Origin of the sequence: Proteus mirabilis ATCC 29906 (assembly GCF_000160755.1) — a bacterium.
GTDB lineage: Bacteria > Pseudomonadota > Gammaproteobacteria > Enterobacterales > Enterobacteriaceae > Proteus > Proteus mirabilis.
Map to the genome: position 1 here is coordinate 48018 of NZ_GG668583.1, position 13463 is coordinate 61480.

Annotated in this window: 11 protein-coding genes; 8 read left to right on the forward strand and 3 right to left on the reverse strand. The window is 36.8% G+C overall.

All coding sequences use genetic code 11. The annotated features are described in order from the left end of the window. Positions 1 to 19 precede the first annotated feature (19 nt). The 3 genes from HMPREF0693_RS16175 to HMPREF0693_RS16185 all read left to right on the forward strand — a co-directional run bounded on the left by HMPREF0693_RS16175 (position 20) and on the right by HMPREF0693_RS16185 (position 4906). Entirely contained in the window at positions 20 to 2515 is a 2496-nt protein-coding gene (locus HMPREF0693_RS16175; RefSeq protein WP_004246671.1) for a TcfC E-set like domain-containing protein, read from the forward strand. 13 nt (positions 2516 to 2528) lie between these two features. Further along, entirely contained in the window at positions 2529 to 4136 is a 1608-nt protein-coding gene (locus HMPREF0693_RS16180) for a hypothetical protein (protein ID WP_004246672.1), read from the forward strand. A gap of 92 nt (positions 4137 to 4228) precedes the next feature. Then, positions 4229 to 4906, forward strand: coding sequence for a hypothetical protein (locus HMPREF0693_RS16185; protein ID WP_004246673.1), 678 nt, complete (start codon positions 4229 to 4231; stop codon positions 4904 to 4906). A gap of 398 nt (positions 4907 to 5304) precedes the next feature. Here the strand turns inward: HMPREF0693_RS16185 and yajD are convergent, their stop codons facing one another. Next, complete coding sequence (gene yajD, locus HMPREF0693_RS16190; protein ID WP_004246674.1) at positions 5305 to 5652, reverse strand: HNH nuclease YajD; 348 nt, start codon at positions 5650 to 5652, stop codon at positions 5305 to 5307. A 224-nt stretch (positions 5653 to 5876) separates the two neighbouring features. On the opposite strand from yajD, the gene HMPREF0693_RS16195 reads away from it, so the two are divergent. After that, entirely contained in the window at positions 5877 to 6416 is a 540-nt protein-coding gene (locus HMPREF0693_RS16195) for a DUF2058 domain-containing protein (protein WP_004246675.1), read from the forward strand. 19 nt (positions 6417 to 6435) lie between these two features. Here the strand turns inward: HMPREF0693_RS16195 and HMPREF0693_RS16200 are convergent, their stop codons facing one another. After that, a complete protein-coding gene (locus HMPREF0693_RS16200; RefSeq protein ID WP_004246676.1) occupies positions 6436 to 7134 on the reverse strand; it encodes an RluA family pseudouridine synthase in 699 nt (232 codons plus the stop codon). 186 nt (positions 7135 to 7320) lie between these two features. Here HMPREF0693_RS16200 and HMPREF0693_RS16205 point away from each other — a divergent pair, with 186 nt between their 5' ends. From HMPREF0693_RS16205 to HMPREF0693_RS16220, 4 genes are all read left to right on the forward strand, one after another. Continuing rightward, on the forward strand, positions 7321 to 7797 hold the full coding sequence (locus HMPREF0693_RS16205; RefSeq protein WP_004249014.1) for a cold-shock protein: 477 nt from the start codon (positions 7321 to 7323) through the stop codon (positions 7795 to 7797). 131 nt (positions 7798 to 7928) lie between these two features. Further along, positions 7929 to 8669, forward strand: coding sequence for a MurR/RpiR family transcriptional regulator (locus HMPREF0693_RS16210; protein WP_004246678.1), 741 nt, complete (start codon positions 7929 to 7931; stop codon positions 8667 to 8669). Between the two features lie 351 nt (positions 8670 to 9020). Beyond that, a complete protein-coding gene (locus tag HMPREF0693_RS16215; protein WP_004246679.1) occupies positions 9021 to 10577 on the forward strand; it encodes a PTS transporter subunit EIIC in 1557 nt (518 codons plus the stop codon). A gap of 13 nt (positions 10578 to 10590) precedes the next feature. Continuing rightward, positions 10591 to 11961: a class-II fumarase/aspartase family protein gene (locus HMPREF0693_RS16220; RefSeq protein WP_004246680.1), complete on the forward strand. Its 1371-nt coding sequence runs from the start codon at positions 10591 to 10593 to the stop codon at positions 11959 to 11961. A gap of 89 nt (positions 11962 to 12050) precedes the next feature. On the opposite strand, the gene HMPREF0693_RS16225 is transcribed toward HMPREF0693_RS16220, so the two are convergent. After that, positions 12051 to 13367, reverse strand: a complete 1317-nt coding sequence (locus HMPREF0693_RS16225) for a sodium-dependent transporter (RefSeq protein ID WP_004246681.1) — start codon at positions 13365 to 13367, stop codon at positions 12051 to 12053. Between the last annotated feature and the right edge of the window lie 96 nt (positions 13368 to 13463).

Here is a 13463-nt window from a genome sequence, read left to right on the forward strand (position 1 = left end):
ATAAAGAATGGGCTAAATCATGCGTAAGAGTATTATCGCTTTATCAATATTAGGTATTATTTTTTCGAATACGATTAATGCTAATGAAATAAAAAGAATTAAAGTGGGCGGATATATTATTCCTCCGGCATTTGTTAATGCTTTAGAGGAAGGTATGTCGGTGCCCGTTTTCTTACGACTTAATGATGCAAATAAACAAAACCAAAGTGAAAAGAAAATTGCAGATGCGATTATTGTTATCGATAATGATAAAATAAAACTATCAAGTATTCAATTAATCGAAAATAATCAAGGCGCAACACTAAATCAGTTATTAGTTGATAAAATTGAAGGTAAAAAAAATGCTATCTTTAATGAAAATAATAGTATAGCTATTGATAGTAATGCTATTCTTCAATTAAATGTCTCTTCATTTAATTTATCATTAGATGTTGATAAGTCAGCTTTTGCACCCAAAGAACATGCTAGACAATCCATATTAGGAAATTCATCTGTTAATTCATTTTCTGCTGTGGCCAACTATGATTTAGGCGTCTTTCAAAGTCGTGTTAAAAACGCCCAAGATTCATCCAGTAGCTACTTTAATTTAGACACGTTATTAGCTAAAGCTGAACACCATTTTAATATTAATGCATCTGCCTATAGTATAGGTAAATCCAATTCCAATATTGAACTCTATAGAGCAATGTATGAACGTGATTTTAATGGATTGCGTTTTGCTATCGGGTTAATGAGCACTTGGAATTTACAGTCCTTAGCCAGCTTAACAGTATTGAGCAGCAGTAAAATTTATGCAGCATCAATCGGGAATAATTCATCAAGTAGGGTGGTGAATAAACAGCAATCATTAACTCCGATTTATGCTTTTTTAAATAGTCCAGGTGAAGTTCGTATTTATCGCCAAGGTAAATTATTAAATATTCAAAATTTCCCGATGGGTAATTTTGAAGTTGATACCAGCATGTTGCCTTATGGTATTTATGAAGTAACGATTGAAACCGTTATTGATGGCAAGGTAGTGACAACACAACATCAAACCATTAATAAGTCTTTTGGCACCGCTAACGGTAATTTTGACCAATTAAATTGGGAAATTTATGGTGGCTATATTGATTTTGATAAACGTCATTATATCAAAGAGGGTGGCGCTTATAACCAAACTCCCGAAAAAAGTTATTTAATCGGTAGCTCTTTTGCTTATAACTTTCCTCTGTTATCCGGTATTCGTTTTCAAATGTCTAACTATGGATTTGATAAATTTATTGTACAGGAGACGAATATCAGTGTAGCGGTAAATAACTATCTTTCTATTGCTTGGCAAGGAATGTTAGAGAATCATGGTAGTCACCGTAATATTAGTACGCTTTCTATTAATATCCCAGAAGGCTATGGTTCATTATGGGCATCTAAAGAGAAAACTATCGTAAGAGGTGATTTACCGCTATATGAGGCTGACAGTTACTCTTATGGAGGAACTGTCAATTTCGATAAGATAATGGATAGAACGGGTTCATTTACTATCAGCAATACCAAAGATAAGCGAGTTGGTAGTGATTCTATTAATTATGAATATGCAAATACATTATTTTCGGGACGTTATGGCACGGTAGGATTAAGAGCTGGGGTTCAGCGTTATCATTATGATAATCAAAATAGCACTAATGAAAAATTTATTAATCTTGATTTCTCTTTACCTCTTTCAACGTGGTTAAGTACTGGGATCTCTTCAACCAATGGCAATGTAAAAGCCAATATTTATGTGAATAAGAATTTTGAAAACTCCGTGATCACTAATGCGGGCGTTTCTGTTTCTAAGTTAGTACATGATAAAGATAATGGTGAATCTGACTTCTCAACACTAGGTTACGCTTCTTATGATACGAAGTATAACTCTGGTACGGTGACCATTAATCGCCCTGATAATAAACGACTCAATGGTAATTTAACTTCTCGTGGCTCTATAGCTTATAGTGAAGGGATGATCACACCCAGTGGTCAACAAGGTAAATCTGGCATTATTATCAATTCAGACATTAAAGGTAGTGGCAGTATGCTCGCTAAAGTTAACGGGCAAAATTACCCGATTAGTGGAAAAAATACCTTTATTCCATTATCTCCTTATTCAGATTATGACATCCAATTAATGAATGATGGCAAATCGAAAGACAGCTTTGACATTATTTCTGGCCGAAATAAATCCGTCACATTGTATCCAGGAAATATTGCCTTTTATCAACCGGAAGTGAGGCAATTAGTCACGGTTTTCGGACGTCTGAAATCCCCTAATGGTGAACTTTTAAAATATGCTTCAATTCGAAACCATATTGGTCGAACTAAAACAGATCAAAATGGTGAGTTTTCAATGGATGTAGATGTCCGTTATCCGGTGATCTCGTTACTACAAGAAGATCAGCAAACAATCTGTGAAGCAGACTTAGATCTTAAAGGTGCACAAGGGGCTATGTGGGTCGGAGAGGTAACTTGTCAACCTCAGTCTAGTTTCGTAAAAAGATAACGAGAACTTTATTATGAATAGCAAAATATTTTTTTTACTCGTAGCACCTTGTCTTTTAAATTTATCGCTGTCTACAACCAGTCAAGCCGCTACGGTAACTAATAGTTACGTTTTTATTGAGAATAATGTGGATAATGAATATTTTATTACCCCAAGAACAACCGATCCGCGTTTTTCGGGTGCCAATAAATATACGCGTTATTCAAAATCTTCACAGCTCAGTTTAGGTTATATGGGGTATACCAATACATCCATTCAGGCCAATCAATATGTCGATATTTGGCTAGAAAATTCTCAAATAGATAAGCCATTTGTGGGTAACCGATGTATGAGGCGTTATTGTACAGATGATAGTGGCTATTGGCCTGCGCAATATATAGGTAAAGATGGGGCTTATAAAATAGTTCAGACTAATACTAACGGTGAATCGGCTTATGCTCGGGGGATATTTAGTGATTCGGCATACCTGTATTTTCGCCAATTGCCTGTAGGCACTATAGAGACATATAGTTATAGAGCCTGTATGACAAAAACAGACTATGATCCCAGTAAAGGCGGATCTTGCCAAAGTGTTGGTGGCAGAATGCTTGCATCACATGAATTTAATATCACTAAGTCAGGGCATATCACGTTAACTTCAACAGGTGCTTTACAAGAAATATTTATTGATAGTAACGGTAATCCCACGATTGGCTTAGGCTCTCAGTTTTGCCGAGTGGGTATTGTATCAAACCAAAATGGTATTATTTGTCAGGTGATTGATCATGAAACTACTGGGGATATATTTACCAATATTAGGCTTAATTTAAAAATTAATAATACACTGATCCCTTTTACGCCAGCGGCAAATACAATAAAAATTGGCCCCGATGATGGCAGTAATAACTGGTATAATTATAATACAACATATCCCGCTAATTATTATTTTAAAGTTAATAATAAAAATGTTTCTATCTTTTTATCTAATACCTTTTTAAAAAGACTCGTCTCTAGTAATGTCGATTTTAAAAATAGCCAAGACTTTTTTACCTTTTCATTTACCAATACAGCCGTGCCTCAATCTGGGTATTATGAGTTCACCCCCTCAAATACACTTATTCTGAAACCGAGAGATTATGGCATAAGCATTATTCCTGCTGATTTTAACCCTCATCAATCTAAAACGGGAAAAGTGGGTAATGAAGAGCCACCCATTGAGTTTAATTATATTGTTACCACCAGTGGCCCTAGACAAGCAGACTCTATTACTGCATCTGTAGAAGGACCACAAACAACATTAAAAGGGCAATCCTATTGTTTATTCTCCTCCAGTGATAACCGACTTAATGTGCCTTTTCCGGCTTATCTCTCATTTAAAAATAGTGATGGCACGGATGCAAAATATAGAGCGAGTTGTGATAGTCATGAAATTTCATTAAAAAATGCGTTATGGACAGAAACACCATGGGATAGACCTGATGAAGACTTAGGCTCTTTTTATAGAACGAACCTAGATTTATCTTTTCCAATGAATGATGCTAACTCATTTTTCACTTTAGATGGTATTGATTGGCTAGGAACAGTCTCAGCCAGTGGAACGGTAACAGTTAAGGCTATATGGACTGGGCCTGATATTAACTAAAGTTGATTATTTTTATGTTATGGCGACTGATAAGAACGTACTGGTTTTTTATTTCAGTCGCTTTCTATTATAACGAATACTGAAATTTTAATATGAAACTAATATCTTGGTTTAAGATACTTTGCGGGATGTTGTTAGTCTTCTTTTATCACCATGCATATGCACTTTATATTAGTGCAGATATTTCCTCTATGGAGTCGGGGGAACCTTTCTTTTCTAAGCCCTATATTAATGATACTAAAAAAACCAATTTGTATACATTTAGTGTTTACCAAATTGATAGGCCGGGTTATCAAGAGCAGGGCACACCTATTCAGAATGGAGAAATTCTTTTTACTCCCCTTAAAAAAATTCTATTACCCGGGGAGCAGGAATTTTTTAAAATTTTCTATCGAGGAGAGGCGGATGAGAAAGAACGTTATTATAAAATTATTATTAGTGAAACGCCACTTGATATAAGAAATGATGAAGGGAAAAAAAAACAACCACTGTTCTACCCCACAGTAAGTTTAGAAACCTATTTTGTTGTTAGACCTAAAGATCCAGATTTCAAATATGATTTAAATATTAACCAAGGAATATTAAAAAATACAGGCAATACTTATTTTAGGGTTTTGTTACATCAAAATTGTGATGGTGATGATGACTCAGAGCCTTATGTATTTTATTTATTACCCAATCAACAAATTAAAGATCTGCGCATAAGTCAAAAAAGTCGTAAGTATATTGTTATCTTTGATAAATATTACTCTATAGGGAATTGTGAGTAATAGTGTGACTTTAAAGTGTATTGGCCATGATGATCATGGCCAGTGTCCGAGTCACCTATAAGAATGATTGTGGGCATAATATTAGCTATATAACAGGAATAAATTTCTATTTATAATTTTGCATTAAGTGAAGCTCTTTTCTTAGCTATCTCCTCCTCAATCGATAAAACGCATCGGCGTTGTTACCTCTAGATTGACTTGATAATACCAATATATAAATTTAAACAATTTCAACATTTCTGATAGCGCGATAGTCAGTTATCGATAAGATAAAAATAATAGTTTTACTAATATATAGAGTAGCGGGGGATATGAATTATTGGCAGTGTATTAACGTTCTATAATAGATTAACACACTGCAGTATCTGATTTATTTCTCAGTCGCGATAACGATTAGATCACTTTTTCTTATTCAGCATTGCTTTTAAATCAGCAAAAGGGTTATAGGTTGCTTGCCCAACATCATCTTGGGCATCTTCCCCTGCTACAACGGTAGAGCCGTACTCTTCTGCTTCTGTGTATTTTGAGTGCTCATGATCATGACAATACAGACACAGTAACTCCCAGTTACTGCCATCTTCGGGATTATTGGTGTGGTCGTGATCAATATGATGAACGGTTAATTCACGCAGATTTGAATAGACAAATTCACGAGCACAACGTCCACAAACCCAAGGGTAGAGTTTTAGCGCCTTTTCGCGGTAACCGCTTTCTAGTTTTGCATAGTTTTTGGGGATCACAGCCATGGTTTATTTTGCCTGTTATAAATGATAGAGAAAGTTTTTTGGTTACTTCTCAATATACCCTAATGCATTAAGGGAGCCAATGTGATTAACACAACGCTTACTCAGCAAATAACATCGATATGGTTATGAGTGTTATTATGATAATTTGCGTTGTTGTAACGAGATGCAGTCTTAAAAATTACAGGTATAATTTCGGGCATTATTGAGCAAAATTAGGCATAAAAATGGCAAAACTTACCTTACAAGAGCAGATGCTAAAAGCGGGATTAGTGACAAATAAGAAAATGGCTAAAGTACAAAGAACGGCGAAAAAATCGCGGGTTCAGGCCAGAGAAGCGAAAGAGGCTGTAGAAGAAAAGAAACGTTTACAGCTTGAGCGTGATAAACAACTCAGTGAACAGCAAAAACAAGCAACCTTATTAAAAGAGTATAAAGCGCAAGTTAAACAACTTATTGAGATGAATAGAATTACCCCTGCTAAGGGCGATATTGATTTTAAATTTACCGATAATAATGTGATTAAAACGCTTGAGGTGGATAAAGTAACACAATCTCAATTAATTAATGGTCGTTTAGCTATTGCACGTTTAGTGATTGATAGTGCCGGAAACAGTGAATATGCCATTATTCCTGCGAGTGTGGCAGATAAAATCATGCAAAGAGATGCAGATTGTATCTTATTAAACAACACATTAAGCCAAGCAGAACAAGACGAAGATGATCCTTATGCTGATTTTAAAGTGCCAGACGATTTAATGTGGTGATTTTAAGGGTGGCTTGATATTAAAACGGCGAAGGTGGATAAATATCCATCGGTTGCTCACTAACAGGGTGAATAAAATGTAACTCACAGGCATGCAACATTAGCCGTGGGGTATGCTCTGTTCCTGATAATAATAGGCCACCATACAAATCACACCCTAAAATAGGGTGCCCTATATATTGGCAATGGATACGCAATTGATGTGTTCTGCCTGTTTCTGGCGTGAGTCGCACGCGCGTTAAAGGTAAGCGAGTGCCATCAGCAAGAGTCTGATAAAACCGTTCGATAACTTGATAGTAAGAGCGCGCAGCTTTGCCTTGTGTGGTGCTAATCGACATACGTGGAAAGTGTTGTGGATCTTTCGCGATAGGCGCTTCTATAACACCACTATCATTTTGCAAATGGCCACATAATAGGGCGTCATAAGCTTTAGTGACGGTTCGCTGGCTAAATTGTTGACAAAGTGCACGGTTAATCGCTTTATTCAGGGCAATAACCATCACCCCCGATGTGCCAAAGTCTAAACGATGAACTAATGTGCACTCGGGAAACAATGGTACTAAGCGATAATGAACAGAATCGATATTTTGCGGGTTTTTACCTGAAAGGCTTAGTAAACCTGATGGTTTGTTTATTACCAGTAGATGTTCATCTTGATAAAGATACTCAATCTTGTCATGGCAAATGGGGGCAATAAAGGTATCAATAATCGTCGACATCAAATTATCCTGATCACAAAAGTGCACTGATCATAGCTAAATTTCAGCCGATTGGCGACTTAAACCACAATATGCTTAGTGACTCAATTTAAAGACTAATAGGCAAAGGCATAGTCTGAATGCAGATTGTGCTTTATACTGCATAGAGAAAATTGAGTAATAATGATCATGTAGGCGGTAATGGCAATGAATGGAACAATCACAAAATGGTTTGAAGATAAAGGTTTTGGATTTATCAAAGATGAAAATGGGGATAATCGCTATTTTCATGTGATTAAGGTTGCCAACCCTGATCTTATTAAAAAAGATGCAATAGTCACGTTTGAACCCACGACCAATATGAAAGGGTTATCAGCCTATGCAGTAAAAGTGATCCCAGACAGTAAATATATCTTTATTGCCGGAGAGCGCGTTAAGTTAACGTCAATTAAGTCTTATCGTGTTTATAGCGAACAAGTACCCGTTAAAACGCATATTGATAAAGAAAATACAATATTATCAGTTGGTATGCTAATGAACAGTATTAAGCCTAAATCTGAGTCGGCAGCAGATCAAACGCGTACTTTGAAAAAAATTGATATCATTACTTATCACGGCAAAGTATTAACCTTTACTGATGATGAAGTCGATATTGATGCAACAGTCAAAGTGATTAAGGCTTAATTGAGATAATGCGCATCTGTTTTTAACTCAATAGTGCAATGGATCACCTTTGTGATTAAGCATATTATGCAGTAGAGTGTAATATGCTTAACTGATTGTTTTATCATGATTATTAATTGATTAGGTGAGATATGCTGGATTTTTTAAAAAATTATGACAATTTAACCGTCAGTGAAAAGAAAGTATTAAAGTATCTTACCGATAATATCGCCGATATCCCCTATTTAAATATTAATGATTTAGTCGCTAAAACCTTTGTATCAAAAACGGTAATTATTAATTTATCGCAGAAGTTAGGTTTTAGTGGCTTTAAAGAGCTAAAGTTTCAAATTAATAATTATATTCTTTCGCGTAATAAAATAGAAAAGAGTGATCACTCATCTTATAAAAAACAACTAGAGAAGAATATTAATAAAAGCTTTACCCTCATCAATGAAGAGCAAATTAAAGAGTGTGCTAAAACCCTGCGCCATTCTCGTAATATTTTTATTGTGGCAAGGGGAACAAGTAAAGCAGTCGGTTATTATCTTGAACACTTATTGTTTGCACTGGGCCTGCATTGCTTTTTTATTAATGATTATAACTTATCAGATTCATTTACACGTTTAGTGAATGAAGATGACACGGTTATTTTTATCTCTCTTTCAGGGGGAACTAAAAAGATCATTGAAACGGCAAAAATTGTGCAGTTAAAAGAGGCAAACATTATCAGTATGACAGCCTTTAATACCAATGAGTTAACCAGTTATGCGACGCATACGCTATTTTGTTTCGCGGATAATCATGATACGAAAAAAGATGATACCAAGTCACGAATTGGTTTTTTTATTTTGGTTGATTTGTTAATAAATGAAATAGAAAATCTACTTTAAACATTATTTTTTAGTCTCAGAATGATCTCTTCAAGATTAACTTTTTCACGGCCTTATTCTTTACTATATTAACAAATTTAATGTGTTTTAAGCTAAAATAACAATTTATTTTAAAAACACCTTTATTTTCAATTTGTTCAATATCTCTTTAATGGGCTATTTATTAATAATAGAACATTCTATCTTCAAAAATTTATTATTTATTAAATTATTTTTTAATTTAAAAGACCTAGGTCATAATAAATGACCTAAGATAATATTTAAAACTAGCCCGCCATTCATTTTATAGATAACTCAATGCTAGAGTACTTTTGTCATTTTTCTATATTCGAGAAGTCATAAGGAAAAAATATGGCCAAGAAAAAATTCAGCGAATCCATACAGCGCTTTGGTAGGACCCTACTCCTGCCAATCGGTGTTTTAGCGCCTATCGGTATGATACTGGGTATCAGTGGCGCTTTAGTTCAGTCTTATATGATTGCACGCTTTCCTTTCCTGGGGAATGAAACAGTCAATGCATTATTAGTGAGCATCCGCTCTATTGCAGGGGTCGTGTTTGATAATATTCCACTGCTATTTGCTATGGGTGTGGCTTATGGTATGAGCCATAAAGACAAGGGGATCGCCGTGTTTGCCTCCGTTGTCGGCTATTTAACCTTGATTAGCACCATTAATATTTGGCTCGTTTTGACGGGGAAACTCGCTGATCCTGCCGTAATGACTCAAGTGGGGCAGATCAAGGTGTTAGGTATTCAAACCATGAATATCAGTGCCGCAGGGGGGATTATCACCGGATTAATTGCCGCTTGGGCGACAGATAAATTCTATAACCTTGAACTTCCTACCGCTTTTGCCTTCTTCTCCGGTAAAAAATCCGTTGCCATTATTATGGTGGGATTAATGATTGGCGTAGGGGCATTACTACCCTTTATCTGGGAAGTCTTGGTGATGGGATTAACAAAACTTTCCGCGGTCTTCCTGAGTCCTGTCGGACCATTCTTTACAGCAGGGGGAGAGCGACTGTTTATTCCATTTGGTTTACACCATGTATGGAACGTGTTGTTTAGATTTACCGAAGCAGGTGGCTCTTATGTTATTGATGGACAAACCTATGTGGGTGTTGTTCCTGCCATGACAGAAGTGTTGTTTAACCAAGGGCCAAGTAGTGAATATTGGTCAATGATGCCAAGCTTAACGCGTTTTATGGCACAACAACAAATGCTGGTCACTCTGTTCTTATTCCCAGCAATTGCCTTAGCAATTTATAGAACGTCGAAAAAAGAGAATCGCGCAGAAGTTAAATCTATGTTGGTGACCATGGTATTAACCGCCATGTTAGGTAACGTCACTGAGCCACTCGAATTTACCTTTGTGTTTATTGCGCCACTTTTATATCTGATTTACGCCATTATTGTTGGTATTGGTGCGGTTTTACTCTCTTTTGCTGGCGTGGCGATTGGCTATATCCGAGGTACGGTATTTGACTTCACCATCTTTGGTCTGCTCTATGAACATACCAACTGGATCTACTTAGTGATTATTGGTTTAGGTCTGGCGGTTGTCACTTACTTCATTTTCTACTGGGCCATTATTAAGTTTGATATCAAAACACCGGGTCGTGAAGAATCAAGCAATATGAAAAATACGCTTATTAAAGAGAAGCGTTATGGCGAAATTGCGGAGATCTTAATTCGCGCTTTAGGCGGAAAACAAAATATTCGTAACGTTGATAACTGTATTACTAGACTCCGTGTCGATATCGGTGAAGTAAATCAAATTGATAAAGAGTTAATGTTGGAATCAGGTTGTACAGCATTCTTTATTCCTGCAGCGAACCATGTCCATATTGTTTATGGACCAAAAGTTGAGTTTGTTCGCAATGCTGTTGATGAAGCAATGAAGAAATAACAAAGGATACAAAATGAGAGCGTTATACGATTCTAAAAGTAAAACAATCGATGATCGCGGTATTAAAGCGCTGTTATCCAATGAAGCTAAATATTCAACTTGGTTGATGTTTGAGGCGATGCTCGCTCAAGCTCAAGCTGAACACGGTTTTATTCCACAGTCAGCGGCTGATGAAATTAAAGAAAAAGCGGTTATTGAGAATATCGATTTTGAAGAAATGAACCGCATTTACCAAAAAATCGGTCATGGTTTCGTGCCCTTTTTAAAAGTGTTAGTTAAGGCATGTTCCCAAGAGAGTGGTAAATATGTGCACTACGGCATTACCACGCAGAATATTCAGCAAAGTTCACAGCTTTATATGATGAAGACAGTGCACCATAAATTTATGTTGCTACTTGGGGAGATCATCGAAAATTTAGCTAACTTGGCAGAAAAAACCAAACATATGGTCATGCCCGGTAGAACACATGGCCGCCATGCTATTCCTATTACTTACGGCTATAAAGTATCGGTCTGGATCAGTGATTTTATCGACTGTTATCAGCGCATGAGAGAGTGTGAAAAACGCGTCTTTACTATCATGATGGGCGGTGCTGTGGGTGCATTTAACTCAATGCCAGAAGTGGGTATGAAGGTGCAAAAACGTGTGGCTGAATTAGTCGGTATGGAAGCGATGGAGGTGCCCTCTCGTAACCTTAGTACACATAAATTAGAGTATATGGCTAATTTGGCATTGATGGCTAATATCTGCCATAAAATTGGTGAAGAAGTTTATAGTACGACACTTGAGGAAATTGCGGAAGTTTCGGAAGGGTTTACCAAAGGTACTGTTGGCAGTAGCACTATGCCGCATAAAATTAATCCTAAACTGGCTAAAGGGATCATCGCTAACTCACAAAAACTGTATTCTTTACCCAGTGTGGGTATGTATTCTGCGGTAAGACCTTATGAAGGGGATAGTAGCTCCTATATGTTATTTGATGGGTTACTGGAAGAGGCATTAGAGCTGACAACAGAAATTCTATTAAGAACAGAAGAGCTTTCCAGAACAATAGTACCGCATGAAGAGAGAATGCTACATAACGTCATGAGAAATAAAGGATTAGATAATACAGAGTACGTTATGATGAAAATGGCAGAAAAACTAGGCAAAGATAAAGCACACTCTTTATTGTATGAAGAGGCGATCAAAACAGCAGCAGATGGCGAAGATTTCTATACTAACTTGATAAAAAATCCCGTTATCTCTGCGGCATTTAGCCCAGAAGAAATTAAAGCAATGCTTGATCCAAGAGCCTATATCGGTTTATCGGTGGAAATTGCGGAGAAAGAAGCTAAACGCGGGCATGTGGCTAGCCAAGAAATTAAACAAAACTATCAATAAGTCTATTAATAAATAAAGTTATCAAGTATCCAAACATCGGGGATAATTAGTCAGAGAGCTTCTTAAATAAGAAGCTCTCTTTTTGTTTTTTAACCAATCAAACCATGTACCAATATTATACCGATACAGATAGGGCCGATATAACGCCAAACTAATAATAAGCATTGGCGTTTTGCTCCAGTAATATTATCTGGAATAACCGCATTGGCTCTACGTGACCAGCCAAAAATTAAACACATCGCAATACCAAACAGTGGCATTAAGATATTGGAGGTTAAGTAATCCAATAAATCAAAGAGTGTTTTGCCCCCTAAAGTTACATCACTCATAGGACCAAATGATAATGAAACTGGGATACCCATTAACATAATAGAGGCTGTGACCACTAAGCCAGCTCTACGGCGAGTCCACTGAAAACGCATTTGTACATAAGCGACGATATGTTCGAGTAATGAAATTGCAGAGGTTAATGCTGCCATTAATAATAAAACAAAGAAAGTGACCGCCAAGATATTGCCACCAGGCAAGTTAGCAAAATAGACTGGCATGGTCATAAAGGTTAAGCCTGGGCCAGCATTTGGCTCTAATCCAGCAGCAGTTAACGCAGGGAAAATCATTAAGCCTGCTAAAACACACACTAAACAAGAGAGGATCACAACCCACATACTAGAGTTAGCAATAGTCTTATTATCCGCTAAATAGGCGCTATAGGTAATATGAATACCCAAACCGATAGACAGCGAGAAGAAGGCTAATCCCAGCGCATCTAATACCCCTTGTGGGGTTAATTTACTAAAATCAGGATATAAGAATAATTTTAAACCTTCTGAAGAGCCGGGTAAGCTAATACCGACAATAATCAAAATAATCATGATAATAAACAGTAATGGCATCATGATCTTGACGGCTTTTTCTAATCCGCGTTGAACACCCGCTAATACGACAAAACACGTTAATCCGGCAAACACCAAGTGAGCAAGAATAGGCCATAAAGGGTCACTGATAAAACGGGTGAAGATCCCTGTTAATTCACTGCTATCAGTAATATTTAATTCACCAGTAGCTGCCATAATGGTGTAACCAATGGTCCACCCCCCGACAACACTATAAAAGCTATAGATACACCATGAACTAAATACACCAATGACACCGATAATTACCCAATTACGTCCCATCATCTTTTTGAAGGCATTCACGGCTTCGGCATGGGTGCTACTACCCAAAATATTTTCAGCTAATAAAACAGCTAATCCGATAATAAAGCTAAATAACAGAAAGACGACGAGGAATGCACCACCTCCATTATTGGCGGCGACATAAGAGAACTTCCAAATTGCACCAATACCAATGGCAGAGCCAGCGGCTGCTAAAATATGGCCTACACGAGATGTCCATTGTTGGCTCATTTTGCCTCCGATTTCATTATGTTAATGATAGAAACGGTTGCCGAACAATAGTGTATTGCAAAGGTGTGATAACCCTTAATCCTTGTAGTGGAACGA

What these genes read in the sequence shown, in the direction of transcription:
- HMPREF0693_RS16175 (WP_004246671.1), top strand. Translation starts at nt 20, where the DNA reads ATGCGTAAGAGTATTATCGCTTTATCAATATTAGGTATTATTTTTTCG.
- HMPREF0693_RS16180 (WP_004246672.1), top strand. Translation starts at nt 2,529, where the DNA reads ATGAATAGCAAAATATTTTTTTTACTCGTAGCACCTTGTCTTTTAAAT.
- HMPREF0693_RS16185 (WP_004246673.1), top strand. Translation starts at nt 4,229, where the DNA reads ATGAAACTAATATCTTGGTTTAAGATACTTTGCGGGATGTTGTTAGTC.
- yajD (WP_004246674.1), bottom strand. Translation starts at nt 5,652, where the DNA reads ATGGCTGTGATCCCCAAAAACTATGCAAAACTAGAAAGCGGTTACCGC.
- HMPREF0693_RS16195 (WP_004246675.1), top strand. Translation starts at nt 5,877, where the DNA reads ATGGCAAAACTTACCTTACAAGAGCAGATGCTAAAAGCGGGATTAGTG.
- HMPREF0693_RS16200 (WP_004246676.1), bottom strand. Translation starts at nt 7,134, where the DNA reads ATGTCGACGATTATTGATACCTTTATTGCCCCCATTTGCCATGACAAG.
- HMPREF0693_RS16205 (WP_004249014.1), top strand. Translation starts at nt 7,321, where the DNA reads ATGAATGGAACAATCACAAAATGGTTTGAAGATAAAGGTTTTGGATTT.
- HMPREF0693_RS16210 (WP_004246678.1), top strand. Translation starts at nt 7,929, where the DNA reads ATGCTGGATTTTTTAAAAAATTATGACAATTTAACCGTCAGTGAAAAG.
- HMPREF0693_RS16215 (WP_004246679.1), top strand. Translation starts at nt 9,021, where the DNA reads ATGGCCAAGAAAAAATTCAGCGAATCCATACAGCGCTTTGGTAGGACC.
- HMPREF0693_RS16220 (WP_004246680.1), top strand. Translation starts at nt 10,591, where the DNA reads ATGAGAGCGTTATACGATTCTAAAAGTAAAACAATCGATGATCGCGGT.
- HMPREF0693_RS16225 (WP_004246681.1), bottom strand. Translation starts at nt 13,367, where the DNA reads ATGAGCCAACAATGGACATCTCGTGTAGGCCATATTTTAGCAGCCGCT.